Annotated in this window: 22 protein-coding genes and 1 tRNA gene; 12 read left to right on the top strand and 11 right to left on the bottom strand. The window is 66.6% G+C overall.

Annotated elements, in window-relative coordinates; genetic code table 11:
• Positions 1-15: 15 nt before the first annotated feature.
• Entirely contained in the window at positions 16-1086 is a 1071-nt protein-coding gene (locus NU1_RS05225) for a mechanosensitive ion channel family protein (protein WP_084520996.1), read from the top strand.
• Between the two features lie 271 nt (positions 1087-1357).
• Here the strand turns inward: NU1_RS05225 and NU1_RS05215 are convergent, their stop codons facing one another.
• From NU1_RS05215 to NU1_RS05205, 3 genes are all read right to left on the bottom strand, one after another.
• Positions 1358-1702, bottom strand: coding sequence for a DUF6401 family natural product biosynthesis protein (locus NU1_RS05215; protein WP_067517932.1), 345 nt, complete (start codon positions 1700-1702; stop codon positions 1358-1360).
• A gap of 68 nt (positions 1703-1770) precedes the next feature.
• Positions 1771-2946 (bottom strand): acyl-CoA dehydrogenase family protein, encoded by a 1176-nt coding sequence (locus tag NU1_RS05210; RefSeq protein ID WP_067517930.1) that lies wholly within the window; start codon positions 2944-2946, stop codon positions 1771-1773.
• A gap of 445 nt (positions 2947-3391) precedes the next feature.
• Positions 3392-3805: an ankyrin repeat domain-containing protein gene (locus NU1_RS05205; RefSeq protein WP_067517928.1), complete on the bottom strand. Its 414-nt coding sequence runs from the start codon at positions 3803-3805 to the stop codon at positions 3392-3394.
• A 214-nt stretch (positions 3806-4019) separates the two neighbouring features.
• Between NU1_RS05205 and NU1_RS05195 the strand changes: the two genes are divergently transcribed.
• A complete protein-coding gene (locus NU1_RS05195; protein WP_067517924.1) occupies positions 4020-5165 on the top strand; it encodes a cystathionine gamma-synthase in 1146 nt (381 codons plus the stop codon).
• Between the two features lie 451 nt (positions 5166-5616).
• Here the strand turns inward: NU1_RS05195 and greA are convergent, their stop codons facing one another.
• Both greA and NU1_RS05185 read right to left on the bottom strand, forming a co-directional pair.
• Entirely contained in the window at positions 5617-6111 is a 495-nt protein-coding gene (gene greA / locus NU1_RS05190; protein WP_067517922.1) for a transcription elongation factor GreA, read from the bottom strand.
• 247 nt (positions 6112-6358) lie between these two features.
• Positions 6359-6775: a DUF4307 domain-containing protein gene (locus tag NU1_RS05185; RefSeq protein WP_067518355.1), complete on the bottom strand. Its 417-nt coding sequence runs from the start codon at positions 6773-6775 to the stop codon at positions 6359-6361.
• A gap of 158 nt (positions 6776-6933) precedes the next feature.
• Between NU1_RS05185 and mca the strand changes: the two genes are divergently transcribed.
• Together mca and NU1_RS05175 are read left to right on the top strand one after the other, a co-directional pair.
• On the top strand, positions 6934-7818 hold the full coding sequence (gene mca, locus NU1_RS05180; RefSeq protein WP_067517920.1) for a mycothiol conjugate amidase Mca: 885 nt from the start codon (positions 6934-6936) through the stop codon (positions 7816-7818).
• A complete protein-coding gene (locus tag NU1_RS05175) occupies positions 7815-8114 on the top strand; it encodes a hypothetical protein (RefSeq protein ID WP_067517918.1) in 300 nt (99 codons plus the stop codon). The genes mca and NU1_RS05175 overlap by 4 nt, the downstream gene beginning before the upstream one ends.
• A gap of 110 nt (positions 8115-8224) precedes the next feature.
• On the opposite strand, the gene NU1_RS05170 is transcribed toward NU1_RS05175, so the two are convergent.
• The 3 genes from NU1_RS05170 to NU1_RS05160 form a co-directional block, all read right to left on the bottom strand.
• Positions 8225-9853: a TROVE domain-containing protein gene (locus tag NU1_RS05170; RefSeq protein ID WP_067517917.1), complete on the bottom strand. Its 1629-nt coding sequence runs from the start codon at positions 9851-9853 to the stop codon at positions 8225-8227.
• A gap of 370 nt (positions 9854-10223) precedes the next feature.
• A tRNA-OTHER gene (locus NU1_RS05165) sits at positions 10224-10291 on the bottom strand.
• 343 nt (positions 10292-10634) lie between these two features.
• Positions 10635-11279 (bottom strand): TetR/AcrR family transcriptional regulator, encoded by a 645-nt coding sequence (locus NU1_RS05160; protein WP_084520994.1) that lies wholly within the window; start codon positions 11277-11279, stop codon positions 10635-10637.
• Between the two features lie 160 nt (positions 11280-11439).
• Here NU1_RS05160 and NU1_RS05155 point away from each other — a divergent pair, with 160 nt between their 5' ends.
• Positions 11440-12120: an SRPBCC family protein gene (locus tag NU1_RS05155; protein WP_084521022.1), complete on the top strand. Its 681-nt coding sequence runs from the start codon at positions 11440-11442 to the stop codon at positions 12118-12120.
• Positions 12121-12131: 11 nt separating this feature from the next.
• Here NU1_RS05155 and NU1_RS05150 read toward each other — a convergent pair whose 3' ends face one another.
• The 3 genes from NU1_RS05150 to NU1_RS05140 form a co-directional block, all read right to left on the bottom strand.
• Positions 12132-12449 (bottom strand): alpha/beta hydrolase, encoded by a 318-nt coding sequence (locus NU1_RS05150; protein ID WP_067517911.1) that lies wholly within the window; start codon positions 12447-12449, stop codon positions 12132-12134.
• A 29-nt stretch (positions 12450-12478) separates the two neighbouring features.
• Positions 12479-13111, bottom strand: a complete 633-nt coding sequence (locus tag NU1_RS05145) for a DUF1579 family protein (protein WP_169815000.1) — start codon at positions 13109-13111, stop codon at positions 12479-12481.
• Positions 13112-13756: 645 nt separating this feature from the next.
• On the bottom strand, positions 13757-14956 hold the full coding sequence (locus NU1_RS05140) for a sensor histidine kinase (protein ID WP_067517908.1): 1200 nt from the start codon (positions 14954-14956) through the stop codon (positions 13757-13759).
• A 170-nt stretch (positions 14957-15126) separates the two neighbouring features.
• On the opposite strand from NU1_RS05140, the gene NU1_RS05135 reads away from it, so the two are divergent.
• From NU1_RS05135 to NU1_RS05105, 7 genes are all read left to right on the top strand, one after another.
• Positions 15127-15675: an SgcJ/EcaC family oxidoreductase gene (locus tag NU1_RS05135; protein ID WP_084520991.1), complete on the top strand. Its 549-nt coding sequence runs from the start codon at positions 15127-15129 to the stop codon at positions 15673-15675.
• 1 nt (position 15676) lies between these two features.
• Positions 15677-16450, top strand: coding sequence for an ABC transporter ATP-binding protein (locus tag NU1_RS05130; protein WP_067517906.1), 774 nt, complete (start codon positions 15677-15679; stop codon positions 16448-16450).
• Positions 16447-17229 carry a hypothetical protein gene (locus NU1_RS05125; protein ID WP_157551995.1) on the top strand — a complete coding sequence of 261 codons (783 nt, stop codon included), beginning with the start codon at positions 16447-16449 and terminating at the stop codon, positions 17227-17229. Before NU1_RS05130 ends, NU1_RS05125 begins: the two co-directional genes overlap by 4 nt.
• A 321-nt stretch (positions 17230-17550) precedes the next feature.
• Positions 17551-18081, top strand: a complete 531-nt coding sequence (locus tag NU1_RS43005; protein WP_245719956.1) for a hypothetical protein — start codon at positions 17551-17553, stop codon at positions 18079-18081.
• Positions 18082-18236: 155 nt separating this feature from the next.
• Entirely contained in the window at positions 18237-18857 is a 621-nt protein-coding gene (locus NU1_RS05115) for an alpha/beta fold hydrolase (RefSeq protein ID WP_067517903.1), read from the top strand.
• A gap of 201 nt (positions 18858-19058) precedes the next feature.
• Positions 19059-19379: an alpha/beta fold hydrolase gene (locus tag NU1_RS43000; RefSeq protein WP_067517901.1), complete on the top strand. Its 321-nt coding sequence runs from the start codon at positions 19059-19061 to the stop codon at positions 19377-19379.
• 106 nt (positions 19380-19485) lie between these two features.
• Positions 19486-20001 carry a GtrA family protein gene (locus NU1_RS05105; protein ID WP_067517899.1) on the top strand — a complete coding sequence of 172 codons (516 nt, stop codon included), beginning with the start codon at positions 19486-19488 and terminating at the stop codon, positions 19999-20001.
• Positions 20002-20031: the final 30 nt, after the last annotated feature.

Here is a 20031-nt window from a genome sequence, read left to right as displayed (position 1 = left end):
GAAGGGACGGGGTTCATGAACACCTCCAGTTTGGCTATCGATATCCAGACAGGGCTTTCGGACGCCTGGAGTTCTATTGCCACGTTCGTGCCCAAACTGCTCGGCTTCCTGGTCATCCTCATCGTCGGTTGGATAGTGGCGAAGGTGGTCGCGAGCCTGGTGGTGCGAATACTGCACCGCATCGGCTTCGACCGCATGGTGGAGCGCGGTGGCATCAAGGCCATGCTCGCCAATAGCGACTACGACGCCACCGGGATTCTCGGGAAGCTGGCCTACTACGCGATCTTGCTGATCACCCTGCAACTGGGCTTCGGCGTCTTCGGACCGAATCCGGTGAGCACCATGCTCAACGGGATCGTGGCCTGGCTGCCGCGCGCGGCGGTCGCGATTGTCATCGTGTGTATCGCGGGCGCGATCGCCCACGCGGTGATGGATCTGGTCTCGAATATGCTCAGCGGTCTCGAATACGGCCGGATGCTCGGCCGGTTCGCCTCCGTATTCGTTTGGGGCATAGGCATTATCGCGGCGCTCAATCAGATCGGCGTCGCTACCTCGGTCACCATGCCGATCCTCATTACCGTGCTCGCCACCATCGGCGGCGTGCTGGTCATCGGCTTCGGCGGTGGTCTGGTGCGGCCCATGCAGGCTCGCTGGGACCGCTGGCTCAATGCCCTCGAGGGTGAGATGCCCGAGATCAAGGGGCATGCGCAGGCATATCAGCGGGGTCGTGAGGACGCCGCTCGTCAGCGTGAGTCCGCACAGCAGCAGGCTATGCGCGGTCAGCAGCAACCGCCCGGAAAGTGGGCCGATCAGCCGGTGGCGGCCGGCCCGGGGCACGGCGGGCAATACGGTGGCGCACAGCCGGGATACGGTGGGGCGCAACCGGGATACGGTGGGGTACAACCGGGTTCCGGTTCTGCGCCGGGATACACCCAGCGATCCGAACAGCCCGGCCGCGGTGGCGGGCAGTCGGGTTCCGGCGGGTCGATGGGGCAATCCGGCCCCGGTGGACCGACGGAACGCGGTGGATCCTCCGGCCCCGGCGGAATGACGCCGGGTTGGGATCTGCCCCCGGACAATTACTGACCGATCCGACTACGACAGCGGCCGCGTACCCAGGAGGTACGCGGCCGCTGCCACGTCTCCATGCGGCGCCGCGACCTCCATGGTGGTGAGGTGACCCGTCGCGGCTCCGAACTGTCGCGCGGTCAACCGCAACCCGTCGCAGCGTGAGCCATCGCGGGTTCGGTAGGTCGTTTCGATCGGTCCGTGCCACCCCGTCATTCCGATCGGGGCCGTGCGACCCGTCATTCCGGTGTGCTTGTGGCCGGAATCCACCCTCCCGCGGGCGAGCGCCTCAGGCGACCCTGGCGAGTTCACACACGCCAGCCAGTCGCAGGTGTAACCAGTCGGCCCCCACCCAGTCGTGTGGGTCCGCGGGGGCGGCATCGGGCACGTCCAGGTCGTTCCCGAGTAGCCCGCGCGCATATCCGGCCAGCAGCACGCTCGCCGGCACGCTGCGCGAATTCTCCACTCCCATTTCGAGAATGTCGCGAACCGCGGCGGCATGCTGATCCACCAGTGCCGATACCGCCGGAAATTCCGTAGCGGCGACGCGGGCCGGAACTCCGTGTGTGCGGTGCAGGCGTTTCAAAGTCTTGCGTGCCGACACTTCGAGCAACGCGGAGCCGAGCAAAAACACCCGCTCATGCTAGCAATCGTCGGGCATTCGCAACTGTGAGTTTTCGCGCATTGTCGCAAATGGGTAAATCAGCGAAATGCTTTGGATCCGGTGAGCGCCTCGCCGAGTACCAGCTGATGAACTTCCGCGGTGCCCTCGTAGGTGAGTACGGATTCCAGATTGTTGGCGTGCCGCAGTACCGGGTACTCGAGGGTGATGCCGTTCGCGCCGAGAATCGTGCGACATTCGCGCGCGATGGAGATGGCCACGCGAGTGCTGTTGAGCTTGCCCGCGCTGATCTGCTCCGGACGAATCTCATGGCGGTCCTTGAGCCGACCCAGGTGCACGGCGAGGAGCTGTCCGGTGCCGAGTGCGACGGCCATATCCGCGAGCTTGGCCTGGGTGAGCTGGTAGCCCGCCAGGGGTTTATCGAATACCTCACGGGTGCGCGCGTAATCGATTGCGGCGCTGAGGCAGTCGCGTGCCGCACCGAGCGCGCCGAAGATAATGCCGAAGCGGGCTTCGCTCAGGCAGCCCAGCGGTCCGGCCAGGCCACGTGCCTCCGGCAGCACGGCATCGGCGGGCAGCCGCACACCGTCCAATGACAGTTCCGCGGTAATGGACGCGCGCAGCGACAGCTTGCGATGCATTTCATTGGCGCTGAAACCCGGTGCGTCCGTGGGCACTACGAATCCGCGAATAACTTGGCGCTCACCCTCGACGGTCTGCGCCCACACGATCGCGACATCGGCCACCGACCCGTTGGTGATCCACATCTTCGACCCGTCGAGCACCCAGTCGTCACCATCGCGACGCGCCCGCGTGCGCATTCCGCCCGGATTCGATCCGAAGTCGGGCTCGGTCAGCCCGAAGCATCCGATGATCTGCCCCGCGGCCATCCCCGGCAGCCACCGTTGCTTCTGCTCCTCGGACCCGTACTTGTGAATGGCGGTCATGGCGAGTGACCCCTGCACCGAAACCATGCTCCGCACACCGGAATCCACCGCCTCCAGCTCCATACAGGCGAGCCCGTAGGCGGTCCCGGAGGTCCCCGCGCACCCGTATCCCTCGAGATGCATCCCGAGCAGCCCGAGCTTCCCCAGCTCCGGCGCGATCTCCCGAGCCGGGAACGTCCCCTCCTCGAACCAATCCGCCACATGCGGCCGCAGCCGTTCCGCCGCGAAGGCACGCACGGTATTCCGAATCTCCCGCTCCTCGTCGGAGAGCAGGGATTCGAAAGCGAACAGCTCATCTACGGTGACCATGCGCTTCACCCTAGAACCGGGCGTAGTCAACCCACAACGCCGCGCCGCGATACCCACCTGTCATAGGTTCGTCAACCCCGATCGACCAGCATCCGGCGCGCTCGCGCCCGCCTGTGTCCAAACATCATTCCGCCACCCATGTGGCCGAATCCATCCAGACAGCCGCGAAACCACGCATGAGATCTGTTGCGATACGGCAAATGTTGATCCCGGCCACAGGCGCGCCGGGATGACCGGGCAGGTTCCAACATCACGCCGTCAATCAAACAGTTGTCCTGCTCTCGATACGAAACGCAACGACTGATCTCGCAACGGTCGGGGTAACTCGTCGGGTACGCCCGAAATCGGCTCGGCTCCCCACCGCCGGCACGCGTGCACGAGTGTCAACGGCTCTCGGCCGGGCGCTGAAGATTCGGGGAGGCGGGGGAGTGGAGGCGGGACAGCTTCAGGGGCGTGCGTCGAAGAGCTTCAGCAGCGTGGTCTGCCCGAACATTTCGGCGGCGTCGCGGGCCGACGGGCTGCCGCCGTCCGGGTCCGCACCGGCGGCCAGCAGGTCGCGGACGATATCGGGTTCGGCCTTGAAGACCGCGCCCGCGAGTGGGGTTTGGCCGTCGTCATTGGCCCGGTTCGGATCCGCGCCGCGGTCGAGGAGGATCTTGGTGGCGTCGCGGTGGCCGTGGTAGGCGGCCAGCATGAGAAGCCCGTCGCCGCGGGCATTGGTGAGTTCGAGGGGGACGCCCGCGTCCAGGTAGGCGGCCAGTGTCTCGGCATCGCCTCGGCGCGCCAGGTCGAAGATCTTGGTGGCCAGCTCGATGACGTCGTCGTCCGGCTTGGAGTTGTCGGCGTTCTCAGCGCTCATTTTCTCAGTACTACCACGTTGTTCCGGACCCGGTGATCGATGCCGGTGCTATTCCCGCCAGCGCCGCGATTTTGCCCATCGGTGAGGTTGCCCACCGCGAATTCGTGGCGATCGGCCCGCCCAATAGACTCGGCCGCATGAGTGAGCGCAGCGAACGAATCGTCGACACAGCGCGCTTCGCGCATGCCGGAGCGAGCGTCAGCGAGGCTCGGGCATGAGCGATCAGCTGGGTTTCTCCACACGGGCCGTACACGCCGGGTTCGACCCCGACCCGCAGACCGGTGCGGTGAACGTGCCCATCTACGCGAGTTCGACCTTCGCCCAGGACGGCGTGGGCGGTATGCGCGGCGGCTACGAGTACGCCCGCACCGGTAATCCCACCCGGACGGTGCTCGAGGCCAATCTGGCCGCGCTGGAATCGGGCAGTTACGGTCGCGCGTTCGCCTCGGGTATGGCGGCCACCGACTGCGCGCTGCGCGCCAATCTGCGCCCCGGCGATCATCTGGTGATCCCGAACGACGCGTACGGCGGCACCTTCCGGCTGATCGACAAGGTCTTCACCGAGTGGGGTATCGAGTATTCGGTGGCCGCGGTGACCGATCCGGAGCAGGTGGCCGCGGCCATGCGCCCGAATACCAAACTGGTGTGGATCGAGACCCCCACCAACCCGCTGCTCAATATCGGTGACATCGCCGCCATCGCGGAGGTCGCGCATGCCGGTGGCGCGAAACTGGTGGTGGACAACACCTTCGCCTCCCCGTACCTGCAGCAGCCGCTGCTGCTCGGCGCGGATATCGTCATCCATTCGACCACCAAGTACATCGGCGGTCACTCCGATGTGGTCGGCGGCGCGCTCATAACCAATGACCAGGAGCTGGACGCCAAGTTCGCCTTCCTGCAGAACGGTGCGGGCGCGGTCCCCGGCCCCACCGACGCCTTCCTCACCCTGCGCGGCATCAAGACCCTGGCCCTGCGCATGGATCGCCATTGCGACAATGCCGAGACCCTGGCCGAGTTCCTCGCCAACCACCCGAAGATCGCCCAGGTCATCTACCCCGGCCTCCCCGAGCACCCGGGCCACACCATCGCCCAGAAGCAGATGCACCGCTTCGGCGGCATGATCTCGGTCCGCGTTCACGGCGGCAAGGAGGCGGCACTAGACTTCTGCGCCCGCACCAAACTCTTCACCCTCGCCGAATCCCTCGGCGGTGTGGAATCGCTGATCGAGCACCCGGGCGCGATGACCCACGCCTCCACCGCGGGCTCCGCCCTCGAGGTCCCCGCCGACCTGGTCCGCCTGTCGGTCGGCATCGAGGACGTCAGCGACCTCCTCACTGATATCGAGCAGGCGCTCGCTTGAGGTAGTACCGCATCGCCGCTCGACTCGTCCTCGTCATCCCGGCAGGCATCCACACCCTGATCGCGGTGGATTCCGGCCAAAAGCGCGCCGGAATGACGAGAATGTCGTCGCAGTGTCAGCCTATGACAGCAAACGGCCGCTCCGGATGAGATCCGGAGCGGCCGTTCGTGTTTCAGCCTCGGCAGGACGCTCTTCCCGGCGAGATACCGCTCGTGGCCGTGGTGGCGAACCGGTCCGCACCTCCTACGGCACGGTTGGCTCCCACGGTCGCGACGCGATATCCGCTGTGTCGCTGGACGAATCCGAGGGGGTATTGCGGCCTTTCACCGCGATCCCCGGTCCGGTATCGGACCGGTTCGCGCGGAGCGGCCGGGTGTGGCATTCCTGCCCGATCAGCACTGCGGCCCCCGGTCCGGTAGGACCGGGGGCCGCGAAGCCCGAAGTGCTCCGGTCAGCTGTGGTAGGGCTCGGCGCTGACGAGGGTGACCTTCATGGTCTTCCCGTTCGGCAGCGTGTACTCGCGGGTGTCGCCGACCTTCGCGTCGATCAGCGCGCCGCCGAGGGGGGACGCGGGGGAGTAGGTCTCCAGATCGCCCCCGTTCAGACCCTCTTCGCGGGTGGCGATCAGGAAGGTTTCGGTGTCGTCCTCGTCGCCGTCGTAGTAGACCTTGACAACGGAACCCGGCAGCGCGACGCCGGACTTGGTCGGCGCGACGCCCACCTTGGCGTTGTTCAGGAGCTCCTGCAGCTGGCGAATGCGCGCCTCCTGCTGGCCCTGCTCCTCGCGGGCCGCGTGGTAGCCACCGTTCTCCTTGAGGTCACCCTCCTCGCGGCGCTCATTGATTTCGGCCGCGATGACCGGACGGTTGGCAATGAGCGCGCCGAGTTCGCTCGTGAGCCTCTCGTGCGACTCCGGGGTCAGCCAGGTCACGTTCGTCTCAGTCATCTCGATCACTCCCTAGTAGTTGTTCCCGGCGCAGCCGGGATTCCCTGATACCCGTCGCGGCAAACCGCCACGAAGCGGGCACAGCGACAGTCGAGCGGCTGATGCGATCCTGGGGGAGGTTCCCGGTACCGCTGGCCGCCAATGCAGCAAACACGGCTCCGAGGTCCGGAACCGTGTGTCGAATCATTTTAGCACGATTCGGAAATACGCAGGTAGAAGCACCAAAGCGGGTCGCGTATCGGACTTTTCAGCCAGCTCGGAGGTAGCCGGGAACGTTCTCGCTACATCCGTAGATATTGGCCGCGCCCGCGCGAGCGGAGGTGCGGATGATCGTCTCGATCCGAACGGTCTCATTGTCGGAGCCGGAAATCAAAACCTCGCGGCGGCCCACTTCGATATTGTCGGGGTCCAGCGCACGGACATAACAGACGACCGGTTGGTTCGGATCCTGGCGAGTGAGCTTGAAGTCGAGGGTCACCGTGGAATCGTCGACCACGTTGTAGCCGATCCGCGCCGGCTCGATCTCCTGCGGTCCGTATTGCTGATAGCCCAGGTAGGCGACACCGAGGCCGATAACCGCCACGATCGCGCCCACGATAATGAGCAGGAGACGGCTGGTCTTGCGCGGGGCAGTTCCGTACCGGTCGGCCGGTCTTTCGGTCACCACTGCGCGCTCCCGGGGGGTAGGTCGGAACAAATAACAATCGGATGGAACTATAGGGAATGGAGATCGGACACCCCCTGCCTGGACGACTTGGCGGAGAGCATTGAGGTGAAGACTGTGATCGGTGAGGTGAACGAGAAGTGAGTGGACTTCGCCTCATGGCGGTGCACGCCCATCCCGACGACGAATCCAGCAAGGGTGCGGCGACCACCGCGCGCTATGCCGCCGAGGGCCACGAGGTCCTCGTCGTCACGCTGACCGGCGGTGAGCGCGGCGACATTCTCAATCCCGCCATGAACATTCCCGGCATCCTCGACCGCATCTCCGAGGTGCGTCGCGAGGAGATGGCCGAGGCCGCCAAGGCGCTGGGCGTCCAGCAGACCTGGCTCGGGTTCGTCGATTCCGGTCTGCCGGAGGGCGATCCGATGCCGCCGCTGCCCGAGGGCTGTTTCGCGTTGATGCCCCTGGACGAGGCCACCGAGGCGCTGGTGCGTGTCGTACGCGAATTCAAGCCGCACGTCATCACCACCTATGACGAGATGGGTGGCTACCCGCACCCCGATCACATCATGTGCCACAAGGTGTCGGTGGAGGCCTACGAAGCCGCCGGTGATCCGGAGCGCTTCCCGGACGCGGGTGAGCCGTGGACGCCGTTGAAGCTGTACTACAACCACGGTTTCAGCCTGGCCCGGCTCGAGATCTTCTCCGATGAGTACGAGCGCATCGGCGAGCCGTTCCCCATGCAGGACTGGATGGACCGCATGCGCAAGTACGCGGCCGAACGCGGCGACATCATGTCCCGGGTCACCACCCAGGTGGAATGCGCCAAGTACTTTCCGCAGCGCGATGAGGCCCTGCGCGCCCACGCCACCCAGATCGACCCCAATGGCGCGTTCTTCGCCATCCCCACCGAACTGCAGCAGCGGTTGTGGCCGACCGAGGAATTCGAGTTGGCGCAGACTAGGGTGAGCACCGCTATACCGGAGATCGACCTGTTCGCGGGCATCGACGATCAGGAAGCCGACGAGGACACCAACCGATGATCATCACCCTGCTCGCCCAGACCAACCCGGCCCCGACCGGTCCGGAGTTCGGCAAGGCGTCCCCGCTGGGCCTGGTTATCGTGCTGTTGCTCCTGGTGGGCACCGTGTTGCTCGTCTGGAATATGAACAAGCACATCAAGAAGCTCCCCGCGACGTTCTCGCCGGAACATCCGGAGCCGGATCAGGCGGCGGACGAGGGCACCGATCCGGGCGTGGTGCAGCCGGAGGCCGAGGATGCGGCGGCCGAGCCGTCCGAGCGGTCGTTGAAGAAGAATGAGTCTTCGGGCGCGTCCTGAGCTGATAGTGGTGGATTCCGGCCAAAAGCACGCCGGAATGACGGGGTGGCATTGCCACCATCGAGCCCGTTCCGGAACTCCGGAACGGGCTCGACTCGTGAATCCCGTTGTCAGAACGGCCACTCGGCGCGCGCACCGGCCTCGATGAGCGGAATCATCGTGAAGGCAGAATCGCTGAGTCCGCCGAAGGCGTGTCGGTTGTTCGAGCCGCTGGGTGCGTGGCCGTAGCGGTAGCCCGCCAGGTTCCACGTGTACAGCGGCGTCGACGCGGGCAGTGCCGTACCGACATCACCGCCGGTGCCCTGCTCATCGGTGAGGATGACCACGCGGTCGTGGGCGGCGAAGTGCCGCTCGACCGCGCCCGCGGTGTCGGTGCCCGCACCGATGAAGTAGCCGTCGGACTTCCACCGCTCCACCGCGCGCAGCACCGGCTCGTGGTCGCGCATCGGGAAGACCAGCGAATCCGGGTAGTCCCGGCCCTGCCAATGCGTGGCCTGCGAGAACGAGACGATATCGGCCCGCTCGCAACGACCCGCCAAGGCGATGCCGAAGAGAGCGGCGGCGTCCCAGCGGAGCAACGTGCCGTCGGAGGAGAAACCCGAATCCATGGAACCGGAGGTGTCGACCAACACCAGCGTGCGACCCGGGAGTACCGGGACGTTCGCCAGCGATCCCTCGAGCGCCTTCTCCAGAGCGTGACCCCAACGCAGCGACGGTGCCGCACGATACGCCGACAGGAACCGCATGGGCAGCTGCCGGGAACGGGCGACCTGCTCCGGATCTGCCAGGCGCGCAGCGACCTTCGCGGCTACCTCGTCGGAGACTCCGGCCTCATCCCAGTTCCGCAGGTTGCGGAGTTGGGCCATGTAACCCATGGATGGGATGAGCGCCTCCCAGACGGCAGCGTCCATCGGACCCTGTAGCCAACCCGCCACGGATTCCCAGGTCATTCCGGCCGCACGCAATGTGTCTCGCGCCCGATCGGCGTCCTGGAAGAGCGCGCGGCGCTGCTCGACCGGGAGGGCGAGCAACTCCGCCCGGGCTCGCAGCGTGAGCAGTTCGTCCGGGATGGCGTTCTCCCGATTATGGCGGCGGTCGATGGCGTGCGCGAAAAGCGCTCCCTGCCATGGCTTCTCGGCCAGCGGAGCGGGGTGCGCGATTTCGATCACGTCACCGAAGCGGAAGGCTCGGGCGGAGCTGTCCCACTTGGCGAGCGAGCGCTCGTCGTAGAGGCGGCGCACCGCGTCGGCAAGACCCCGCTTCAGCGGCTTCGGCAGGGCGCGACCGTAATTGGCGTGCCAGTAGCCGATGAGTTCACCGGGCTCATCGGCGCGCTGAAGTACGGAATCGACTACCTGACGCGACATTCCGGGCTGCGCGGCATCCAGGCGGGCCTTGGTGAACTCCGCGGCGCCGACGAGGGCGGCCGAACGCATATTCGCCTCGGACCGCAGCCAGCGCAGGAAACGCGCGGTCCACTCCGGATCGGCAGCGGTGGCCTCGCGGACCAGCGCCGCGTAACGGTTGTCACGAGCATCGCCGGATTCGTAGAAGGTGTTCTCCCCGACCATATTCGACACCGCCAACAGGAACAGCTCACCCCGCACCGTGCGCTGGTAGCCTGGCGCACCCTCGTGGGTGCGGCCGGAAGGCACCTGCTCGGAGCGGATAGGCGAGGTCGCGGCGGCGGTAGCGGACGCTACCTTTCCGCGCAGACGGGCGATGTTGAACTTGGCCATAGGAATTCCCCCAATTTGCACAGGGGAGGCAAAATGCGGGTGGCCCGAGGACGAAGCGACGACAGTACTGTTTCTGCCACTGCACCAACGCCGTATCAAGGCGTGCCGGAATCGAACCGGCGCTCCCCGGATCTATCCCAGGTGTGAAGTAACCGTTGTCTGCGCACCGGGCCGGTGCACCGTGCCCCCCGAGTTCTTCTTCTCGCCCACGGACTTTCATTTCACATTGGGAATCCATGATGTAACCGTGGGCTACGCACCGGGAGGTGCTGTGTGTTCCGCACCCGAGGGTGCGGAAGTTTGTGGCGTCCGAGATCGAAGTCGACGACGGTACAAGCCGCTCTGCCAACTGAGCTACCGGGCCCATGAATGGACCCGGGCGGGATTCGAACCCGCGACCTGCCGATTAGGAGTCGAAGTAACCGCTGTCTGCGCACCGGACGCAGTGAACACTGTATCCCCGCGAATTAGGTTGGCGCATCTTATTTTTCGCGACAATCGCGGATGGCCGGAAGTTTGGACGCCCGAAGTACCTGGTACCGATGTGCACCGGGCGCGAGGAGAGACTGTATCGGTCCGACCGATACTCCGCATTCCATTTTCGTGGAGCGCCCGAGATCGAGTCGGTCACAGGGTTGCTCTCCAATTGAGCTTCACCGCGATAGATCGGGGCAGTGAACAGGGATCGAACCAGAAGTACCTGTAGCCTGCGCACCGGGCGCAGGCCACAGAATACTTCGGAGAGATACTCCGCTGCAATGGATTTAGCGGATAGATGGAGTCATTTCGCCACAAGGGAATCCAGTTCGTCGGCGATCAGCAGGGCGGGGTCGAAACCCATTCCGGTGAAATGGCCCGCGAGTTCGAGGGATAGGACGCCGTGGAGTCGGGTCCAGAAGGACAGGGCCCGGTGCAGCGTGGTGGCCGGTACCGAGTGGCCCTCGGCCCATTGGCGATGGTCCTCGAGGTGCGCGTCGAATGGTGTTTCCGGCTGGTTCGACGGCAGCGCCGAGCAGGCCTCGATCAGCACCGTCATGATCTCCGATGAGATCGCGGTGGTGTCGTCGGGCGCTTCGTAGCCGGGGACCGGCGTGCCGTAGATGAGGAAGTACCGCTGCGGGTCGTGCTTGGCCCACTCCCGCACGGTGCGGGCCAGTTCGGCCACGTCCGCGCCGGAGTCGAACGCGGTCCGGACGGCGTCGGCCAGGCTCCGGTAACCGTCGCGAATGAGTTCGGTGATCAGCTCGTCGCGGCTCGCGAAATACCGGTAGAGGGCGGGGCCGCTCATGCCCACCTGCTTGGCGATCGCGTTGAGCGACAGTGCGGATACCCCCGCCGTGGCGATTTGGTCCCAGGCGTGCTGCTTGATCTCCTCGCGCACCTGGGTCCGGTAGCGCTCCCTCGAACCTGTCCCACCGGCTTCCATCGTCAACCGCCTCCTCTCGGGTTCCGCGACACCAGCACCGTCGCGTTAGAGGTTATCACTTTTCTTATTGACACTCACAGATCTGAGTTATAACCTCTAACTAAATCGAGTGCTTCTAACTCGATGGTGACCGAAACCAGCTCTGACGAGGAGAATGATCATGTCCAGCACCCGCCGAAGCCGCCGCAGCCCCGGTACCCGCTCCGCCCGGTTCCTGATCCCACTGGCCGCCACGGTCGCGCTGACCACTGTGGCCGCGTGCGGCAGCGAGAGCGACGATGCCGGTCGCGGGAGCGGTCCGGGCACCACGACCATCGACTCCGCGCAATCGGCCGCGCTGACCTGCGGCGGGGCCGGGATCGATGACAATGCCCAAATTCGTTACCGGACAGAGGCTTTGATCAATGCGCCGCTGAGCACCATCTGGGACCTGCAGACCGATGTGGAACGCTGGCCCGCCTGGCAGCAGCCCGTCACCAGCATGCAGCGCATGGATGAGGGGCCACTGCGCGATGGCTCGCAGTTCCAGTGGACAACTCCCGCGCCCGCCACCGCCACGACCCCCGCCACCACCCTGGTCATTACTTCTTCCGTCCACCAGGTGCGGCCCGAGCAGTGCATTCGCTGGAGCGGTCCCGGAATCGGCGACGGCCTGCGCATCGACAACGGCGTCCATGTCTGGACCTTCACCGAGGTGGAGGGTGGTGTGCTGGTGCGCACCGAGGAGAACTGGACCGGCGCGCAGGTCGAAGCCGATGTACCCACCTCCACCGCATTCCTCGGTGCGGGTCTCGAAGCCTGGCTGCGGGACCTCCGGGCCGCCGCCGAGGCGCACTCGTAGTGACCTGGCTGTCAAAGGGTGCAGCGGGCGTCGGCCGGTGGGGTTCTCAGCTCGATCAAGTAGTCGGCGACAATGCCGTTGACACAGTCGCTGGTGCCGGACAGGGCGATGGTGTGCTGCTCTCCGTCGACGGAAAGTACGGTGCCGCCGAGGGTTTCGGCCAGGCTGAGTCCGCCCTGATACGGGGTGGCCGGGTCGCCGGTGATCGAGATCGTCAATGTGTCGGGCAGACCTTCGATGCCGTCGGCATACGGGTAGCCGAGATTCGGTTCGACGGGCCAGAACTCACAGCCGTCGCGGGCACCGTCCGGGCCTCGGCCGGGGTCCATGAACGCAGTCGATGCTCGCAGGGTGCGCGCTACTTCCGGCGGGTGAGGATTACGCGGTCGGCGAGGATCTCGGGTTGGCCCGGCGGAGCGAAGTGGACCTCCATGGTGGCGCGATCGGCGGATTCGAGGGTGATGACGGTGCGCATGGCGATTGTGCTGCCGACGAACTGCGGGCCGAGCGCGCCGGGGTCGGTGAACTCCCCGGACATGCTGATGTCGCCGTCCGCGGTGCCGCTGCCTCTGGCGCCCTGGTAGTGCATGGTCATCGGGGTGATGTTGTCGACGGTGGTCCACTCGTAGCGGTCGTCGGTGGGTGCGTAGCCGAACAGCCCGAGTCGGTAGTACGGGTTGCCGCCGAGGGTGCCTCCGGCTTCTTCGCGGAGAAAGTTGTTGCCGGTCTCGGCGATCCACTGCCAGCGGGAGGTTATTTCGCCGGTAGTGGGATTGTCGGGGGTGCCACCGGCGACGTAGGTGAATTTCTGGCCGGTCCAGTCACCCACGAGTTGATCGAGCCGCTGATGGCCGGGACTCTGCTGCGTGGTGGCGGCTGCGGTGGACGGTACGGCGGTGTCCGGCGCTGCGTCCTCGGCGCATCCCGCGGACCATGCCGTCAAGGCGGTGAAAGCGGCCGCGACGGTCATTCTCGAGAGCTGTCGATTCATGAAAGTCCTTGTAGCAGAATAGGTTTGTTGCATGCGGTCATTCCGGCCGGGGCTGGACGCAGATCCGTCGTAGCCGCACGACGATCGCGCGCTGCCCGGCGCGTACGCCTCGGCAGCGCGCGCACGCCCTCAGTCGGTGTGGCGCACGACCGGCCAGTCGATCTCGACCCGTCCGGTCTTGTTGAGGTAGTTGGTGAAGACATTGAGGGCCACATTGGCCACTACCTCGGCGATATCGCCGTCGGAGAGGCCGCCGGTGCGGGCGGCGGCCAGTTCGGCGTCGGTGACGTCGCCGCGGTCGCGTACCAGGCAGGTCGTGAGGGCTAGTGCCGCCAGAGCCTTGGGGTCGCTGGCTTCGCCCTTGCGGGCGGCGGCGGCCTCGTCCGCAGTGGCAATCGTCGATCAGACACAGTACCGGCGCGGCCGTCGACAGGTCCGCGAGCAGCGATAGCGTAGCCAGGCCGACCAGCTTGCGATCGATGAATCCGTCTGCGGCCAAACCGAATACCGACATCAGCGTGTCGCGCTGTTCTTCTCGCAGCCGCCCGTACAGCACCGTGGCGGCCATCGGTTATCCGGCCGAGCCGCAGCGAGACGCGACCGGGCGGGTGCGATCGCGGGCCACGAGCGCGGTCATTTCGCCGATCACGCGGAGGCCGCCGCGGGGAGGGCGGCGGAGACCGCGAAGCCGGAGATGGGGGTCGGGCCCGCGGAGAAGGTGCCACCGAGCAGTGCCACCCGCTCGCGCATGCCCCGGATGCCGAATCCGGCTCCTACCTGCGCAGGTGATGTCGACCGGCCGTTATCGGTGACCAGGATCTCGAGCGTTTCGGGGGTGTAGCGAATGCGGACGGTCGCGGTATCCGCGTGCGCGTGGCGCAGCACATTGGTCAGGGCCTCCTGCACGATCCGGTGCACCGCCGACTCGACGATCACCGGGACCGGCCGCGCCTCGCCCACCACGTCGAGATCGACGGTCAAGCCGCTCTCGGCGGTCGAGGTGATCAGTTGCCGCAGGCCCTGCAGGCCGGCCAGTGGGGTACGCGGCTGCCCGTCCGGCAACCGGAGCGTGCCGAGGGTGGATCGCAGCTCGCGCAACGCTTCCCGGCTGCTCTGCCGGATAGTCCCGATCGCCGCATCGGCCTGCCGCACCGGGGGAGCGGCGTCCGCGTCCGCCAGCGCCTCGGCCGCCACGCTCGACTGCACGGAAATGACGGTCAGGGTGTGGGCGATGACGTCATGCACCTCGCGGGCGATACGCACCCGCTCCTGCTCCACCCGCCGCTGCGCCTCGTGCTCCTGCTCGACCAGCATCAACTCCGCGCGTTTGGCGGCCTCGCGCTGCCAGCCGCGCCGGGAGCGGACGGTGTCACCGGCCGCGATCGTCGCCTGCATCAGAATCAGGGCGGTGAACAGCTCGTACCAGAGCACATAGGTGGTACCGCTGTCCCAGATCTGCCGAGTGGTCATGAAGGCCGTCAAACCGACGGCGCCGGTGACGGCGACGCGGAGATGACCGGCCTGCGCGGCGGTGAACAGCGCCGCCGCCATCGGTACCGCGATGCCGACCGGTGGGTATCCGTGCACGTAGAACGCCGCCAGTCCGACTCCTACGAACAGCAGTGTCGCCACCGGCCACCGGCGCCGGACCAGCATCGAGGTACCCAGCGCGAGGGCCAGACCACAGGAGACGGCGTCGGGTCGGCCGCTGCCGTCATCGGGACCGGCCAGCAGCGTCATCATCACGACGGCGGTGGTCACGACGAGGCCGAAGCCGAGATCGACCAGGATCCGGCGCAGCCGAGGGGAGAGGAGTCCGACGTATCGGTCACGCCGCTGGAGCATGAGGCAACGATAGGTTTTCCGCCGGTACCGCCGCATCCGGTCGCGGGCGCAGTCGGCGGTCTGCCGCTCTACGTCGAATTACGTAGCGGACCGACAACTTCGACCCGACGACGGTGTATCTCCTCGGCTGTGAATCTGATTCCCGGACATCAACGAGAGGAATTCGCTCCATGAAGCAGACGATTCACGACCGGGTATCCGGAACACCTGTCCGGCGCGGATGGCGTGGCCTGACCGTCGCGGCCCTGCTCGCGGTGGGCCTGCTGGCGGTAACCGCCTGCGGATCGGACGACGACGATCCGGCGCCGCTCGGCACCAGCGACGAGACCGCGGTGCGGGACCTGGAGCGCGAACAGGCGAAGGCATGGGCGGCCGGGGACGGCGACGCCTACGCCGCCACCTTCACCGTCGATGCCGACTTCGTCGGTGTCACAGGAGAACTCATCCAGGGCCGCGACGATATCGCCGCATCGATGCGGCAGGGCTTCGACACCTTCATGAAGGGGACGCGCGTTTCGGTTCCCGACCGGGTCTTCGTGCGCTTCCCCACCGCCGAGACCGCCGTGCTGATCACCTGGACCTGCATCCTGCGCACCGAATCCGACGAATGCAGCCCCCAGGCCGAATCCATCCAGACCAGAGGCGCGGTCAAACAGGACGACAGGTGGCTGTTCACCTCGTACCAGAACACCCGACTCAACGCGACCCCGGGAACCTGATATGAATTCTTCCGGCCGGACTGCCGCCGCACCGCTCATCCAATGTCGCGGCCTGACAAAGACATACGGCGCCGACAACGCCGTCGACAATCTCTCCTTCAGCGTGCCCGCGGGCACCATTACCGGATTCATCGGCGCCAATGGCGCCGGTAAGACCACCACCATGCGCATGCTGCTCGGCCTTGCCGCGCCGACCTCGGGCACCGCGCTGATCCACGGGCAGCCCTATCGGGACCTGGTCGACCCCCGATGCCGAGTCGGTGCGGTGCTCGACGGTCCCGGCGCCCATCCCCGCCACACCGCCCGCACCCATCTGCGGATCCTCGCCACCGCCGCCGGAGTACCGCGCAGCCGGGTCGAGGAGGTGCTCGACATGGTGGAACTCAGCAGGGACGCCGGTAAGCGAGTCGGACGGTTCTCCCTCGGTATGCGGCAGCGATTGGCCCTGGCCGGTGCGCTGCTCGGCGACCCACAGGTGCTGATGCTGGACGAACCGGTCAACGGCCTCGACCCACGCGGCATCCTGTGGATGCGGGAACTGTTGCGCGAGTTGGCCGGTGCGGGGCGCGCGATCCTCGTCTCCAGCCATCTGCTCACCGAACTGGGCGAGGTCGCCGACCGCCTGGTCATTATCGACCACGGCCGCCTGGTGGCCGACGCGACCACCGCGGAACTGTCGGCGGGCGGCCGTTCGCTCGAGGACGTGTACTTCGAGCTGGCGGGTTCGCTCGGCGATACGGGGCGCGGGGCGTCCGGAAAGAAGGTGGCGTCATGAGTCATACACAGCCGACGCGGCCGCACCGGTCCACTACCCGGGTGCTGTTGACGGAAATGCATAAGGCAAGGGCGAATTCGACGATCTGGTGGCTGATGCTGGGCACCGTGGCGTTCGCCGGACTCAGTACCTATCTGATGGTCGCGCTCAGTGATAAGGAGGGCGCGGCCCTGCTGACCGACGACAGCCTGCGGGTGGCGATGCACGGCGCCCTGGCCGGATCGACGCTCGTCGTCGTATCGGGCATTATCGGCATGGCCGGTGAATGGCGTTTCGGGCAGGCCAATCAGACCTTCCTCTCGACCGCGCGGCGCTGGCAGGTCATCGGCGCGAAGGTGGTCGTCTACGCGGGTGTCGGCCTGCTGTACGGCCTGGCCTCGGCCGCTGCCACCCTGCTGTCGGCGTGGGGTGCCTACCGCTCCCAGGAGCTGTCGCTGCCGCTGGACCGTCCCGCGGTATGGCTGGCGCTGCTCGGTGCGACCGGGGCGGCGGCACTGCTCGCGGTGTTCGGCGTGGCGCTCGGCGCGGTACTGCGCAACCAGGTGGTGGCGATTGTCGTCGCGATGGCATGGCTGCTGCTGGTCGAGTCGGTGGTCACCGCGGCGTCCTCGGCGGTCGGTCGCTGGTTCCCCGGGATGGCATCCAGCGCCATGGCGCAGTTCCCCGGCAACGGCGGACTGCTGTCGCCCGCGCTCGGCACACTTGTGTTGTCCGGCATTGTTATTGCCGGACTCGCCGCGGGCGCCACGCTGGTACAGCGCGCCGACATCAGCGCTTGATGCCAACGCTCCACAGCGTTGTCCCGGGGTCCGCACTGCGGGCCCCGGGATTTTCCGCACCGTGTGCTGAGAGCGGGACGCGCGCCACCGGGTGCGACATGCACGGAGCGGACGCCGAGGTCGAGGTGGCGGATGCCACCGATTCGCTACCGGACGGTTCACCCGGCCGGGCCTATGCTGCCTCGAGTAACGCGTCCTGCCGCGGGCTCGACAGTCGAGTAGTAGGCCGACCAGTCGGCCTACTCCGCCCGCCGTATGGATGGCGCAGGTAGGGCACGACAGCTCGTAAATGAACCACCCGACAATGAGTGGAGTCAGACGATGAAACGCACGATCCGGTACCTGACCGCTGCCACCTTCCTCGGCGCGGGTGTGGCCGTCGCCGCCGCGCCCGCCAATGCCGAACACCCCGGCAGCCCCTGCCAGCTCGGATGGTCGAATGTCGAGCCACGCTCCTGCGAGCAGAACAGCTTCAACCTGGCCCCCACCTGGACACTCGGCAATGGTGTGTGCGCGGGCATGCTCTCGACCGGTGGCACCGCATTCGACGGCCCCCTCTACCACTACTCCGAGGCCCCGGGCGCAGTACATTCGGTCGTCCTGCGCATCACACAGGGCTTCTCGCCCATTGGCGAATGGGGCCCGCAACTCCTCGCCTGCGACGTCACCGCGGTAGTCGACTGGCACAACCTCGACTCCGGCCGCACGGGCAGCGTCAGCCGCTTCATCCCGGCCACCCAGCGCTCCGCTCCGGCAATCCTCGTCGCGGATACCGGTCCCGGCCGAGTGCAGCTCACCGTACGAACAGACCGGCCCAATATCCCCGCGACGGCAGAAGTGTTCGTACCGTAGACATCGGCCCGTCGCAGTAAGCCGAATTGCATTGGCCCGCTTCACTTTTGGCTGTCGTATCGAGAACATCGTCTAGTGGTCGGCCAGTCCGGGCCGACGGGGCGGCTCGGTGGTCGTGGCCTTCCGATTGTCGGTAGGCCCTGATGCGAAGGGGCATGAGTACATTCATGCTGATCCCGGGAGCGGGATGCGATGCGGGGTACTGGCGGCAGATAGCGGACGAGCTGCGCGGCCTCGGCCACGAGGCCGTGCCGGTGCGATTGCCGAGCGAGGACGATGCCGCGGGGCTGCGGGAGTACGCAGACGCGGTGGTCGAGGCGATCGGCGACCGTCGGGACGTAGTCGTGGTGGCGCACTCGTTCGGCGGGTTCACCGCACCGCTCGTCTGCGATCGGGTGCCGGTGGAGCGAATGGTGTTGATCTCCGCGATGATTCCGGCCCCCGGCGAGGCCCCGGGGGACTGGTGGGCCAACACCGGGCATGAGACCTCCGATGATGACGATGTGTTCTACAACGAATTCCCGCCCGAGCTGCGGGCCGAGGCGGAGCAGTACGAGCGCGGCCAGTCCGACACCCCGATGAAGCTGCCATGGCCGCTGCCCGCCTGGCCGACCGTGCCCACCCGGTTCGTGCTCTTCCGCGACGACCGCTTCTTCCCCGCCGACTTCATGCGCGAGCTGGTGCGCGAACGGCTGGGCATCGAACCGGTCGAGATGGACGGCGGCCACATGGCCATGATGTCCAGGCCCGCCGAACTGGCTCGCCTGCTGCTCTGACTGCCGGGAGGGCTGTTGCCCGGCGCGACCAGGTGGAACGCCCGTGTCAGTGGTCGTGTCAGTTCGGTGGCGGGGCGGTGTCAGGCCGGACGCTCAAAGTTGCTGGCATGACGAAGAACAACAACTCCTCGACCGATTCGACCTGGACCGGCATGGTGCCGGTCGAAGATACGGCCCTGGCCCGGCGGTCCCGGTATCCCCGTGGTCGACCTCAATGGCCAGTTCGCCACCCAGGGCTACTGGCGCAAGGTCATCGCCGATCTCGGTCCCGGCTTCCGGCACATCACCTATGACGAGCGGGCTCGCGGCAAATCGCGGCGTTCGGCGGACTACTCCTTCGAGGCCGCCGTTCGCGACGTCGATGCGGTGCTGGCGGCCCGGGGCTGGTGGAACCCGGCAGCACGGCCGATGCCGACCCGTCCCGGCTGGAGATTCAGGCACAACGGCGTGCCCAGTGGCAAGCAACGGCGCTTACCGCGGTATCCAATATCTCCCGGCCGGGACGGTCGCGACACTCCCTGAGCGGCCGCGCATAGTTCGATCTTGCATATACGTATACATCTACTTATAGTCAGTGTGTCGTTGAACGCCAACGGTGCCGAATGCCCGCGTTTCGATCGGAAAGACCATGACTGTCCTGCAGCCGACCCGCCCGGGAATGCTCCCCGGCACCAACGCCTACACGGCGTGGGCTGGTCCCTATTCGCTGCCGGGCACGGGACAGCGCAACCGACTCGCCCGCGCCATGCGGTACCTGCGCGGCGACCACGCCTTCGCCCAGCTGATCCGCTTCGCCCTGGTCGGCGGCTCCAGCAATGTCGCCTATGTGCTGCTGTTCATGGCGGTGCACGGCATCGGCCCGCTGGTCGCCAATGTCGCCGGATCGATCGTCAGCACGGTGATCGCGAACGAACTGCACCGGCAGCTCACCTTCCGAGCGGCCGGACGGGTCGGCTGGTTCACCGCGCAATGGGAAGGTGGCGGGCTGGCGCTGATCGGTCTGCTGGTCAGCACGGCGGCCCTGGCCGGTCTCGGGACTTGGGCACCGGGCCTCGCTGAGTTCGCGCAGGCCAGCGCCGTAGTCGCCATCATGGCGGCGGTCGGCGGTATGCGCTTCCTGGCGCTGCGCGGCCTGGTCTTCTGAGGCCGAGGCCGCCGGCGGCCTCGAGCTGCC

It is taken from the genome of Nocardia uniformis NBRC 13702, assembly GCF_001613345.1.
GTDB lineage: Bacteria > Actinomycetota > Actinomycetes > Mycobacteriales > Mycobacteriaceae > Nocardia > Nocardia uniformis.
The sequence above is the reverse complement of the archived record's forward strand: the minus strand, read 5'-3'. Positions and strand labels throughout refer to the sequence as shown.

What these genes read in the sequence shown, in the direction of transcription:
- NU1_RS05225 (WP_084520996.1), top strand. Translation starts at nt 16, where the DNA reads ATGAACACCTCCAGTTTGGCTATCGATATCCAGACAGGGCTTTCGGAC.
- NU1_RS05210 (WP_067517930.1), bottom strand. Translation starts at nt 2,946, where the DNA reads ATGGTCACCGTAGATGAGCTGTTCGCTTTCGAATCCCTGCTCTCCGAC.
- NU1_RS05205 (WP_067517928.1), bottom strand. Translation starts at nt 3,805, where the DNA reads ATGAGCGCTGAGAACGCCGACAACTCCAAGCCGGACGACGACGTCATC.
- NU1_RS05195 (WP_067517924.1), top strand. Translation starts at nt 4,020, where the DNA reads ATGAGCGATCAGCTGGGTTTCTCCACACGGGCCGTACACGCCGGGTTC.
- greA (WP_067517922.1), bottom strand. Translation starts at nt 6,111, where the DNA reads ATGACTGAGACGAACGTGACCTGGCTGACCCCGGAGTCGCACGAGAGG.
- mca (WP_067517920.1), top strand. Translation starts at nt 6,934, where the DNA reads ATGGCGGTGCACGCCCATCCCGACGACGAATCCAGCAAGGGTGCGGCG.
- NU1_RS05175 (WP_067517918.1), top strand. Translation starts at nt 7,815, where the DNA reads ATGATCATCACCCTGCTCGCCCAGACCAACCCGGCCCCGACCGGTCCG.
- NU1_RS05170 (WP_067517917.1), bottom strand. Translation starts at nt 9,853, where the DNA reads ATGGCCAAGTTCAACATCGCCCGTCTGCGCGGAAAGGTAGCGTCCGCT.
- NU1_RS05160 (WP_084520994.1), bottom strand. Translation starts at nt 11,279, where the DNA reads ATGGAAGCCGGTGGGACAGGTTCGAGGGAGCGCTACCGGACCCAGGTG.
- NU1_RS05155 (WP_084521022.1), top strand. Translation starts at nt 11,440, where the DNA reads ATGTCCAGCACCCGCCGAAGCCGCCGCAGCCCCGGTACCCGCTCCGCC.
- NU1_RS05150 (WP_067517911.1), bottom strand. Translation starts at nt 12,449, where the DNA reads ATGGACCCCGGCCGAGGCCCGGACGGTGCCCGCGACGGCTGTGAGTTC.
- NU1_RS05145 (WP_169815000.1), bottom strand. Translation starts at nt 13,111, where the DNA reads ATGAATCGACAGCTCTCGAGAATGACCGTCGCGGCCGCTTTCACCGCC.
- NU1_RS05140 (WP_067517908.1), bottom strand. Translation starts at nt 14,956, where the DNA reads ATGCTCCAGCGGCGTGACCGATACGTCGGACTCCTCTCCCCTCGGCTG.
- NU1_RS05135 (WP_084520991.1), top strand. Translation starts at nt 15,127, where the DNA reads ATGAAGCAGACGATTCACGACCGGGTATCCGGAACACCTGTCCGGCGC.
- NU1_RS05130 (WP_067517906.1), top strand. Translation starts at nt 15,677, where the DNA reads ATGAATTCTTCCGGCCGGACTGCCGCCGCACCGCTCATCCAATGTCGC.
- NU1_RS05125 (WP_157551995.1), top strand. Translation starts at nt 16,447, where the DNA reads ATGAGTCATACACAGCCGACGCGGCCGCACCGGTCCACTACCCGGGTG.
- NU1_RS43005 (WP_245719956.1), top strand. Translation starts at nt 17,551, where the DNA reads ATGAAACGCACGATCCGGTACCTGACCGCTGCCACCTTCCTCGGCGCG.
- NU1_RS05115 (WP_067517903.1), top strand. Translation starts at nt 18,237, where the DNA reads ATGAGTACATTCATGCTGATCCCGGGAGCGGGATGCGATGCGGGGTAC.
- NU1_RS05105 (WP_067517899.1), top strand. Translation starts at nt 19,486, where the DNA reads ATGACTGTCCTGCAGCCGACCCGCCCGGGAATGCTCCCCGGCACCAAC.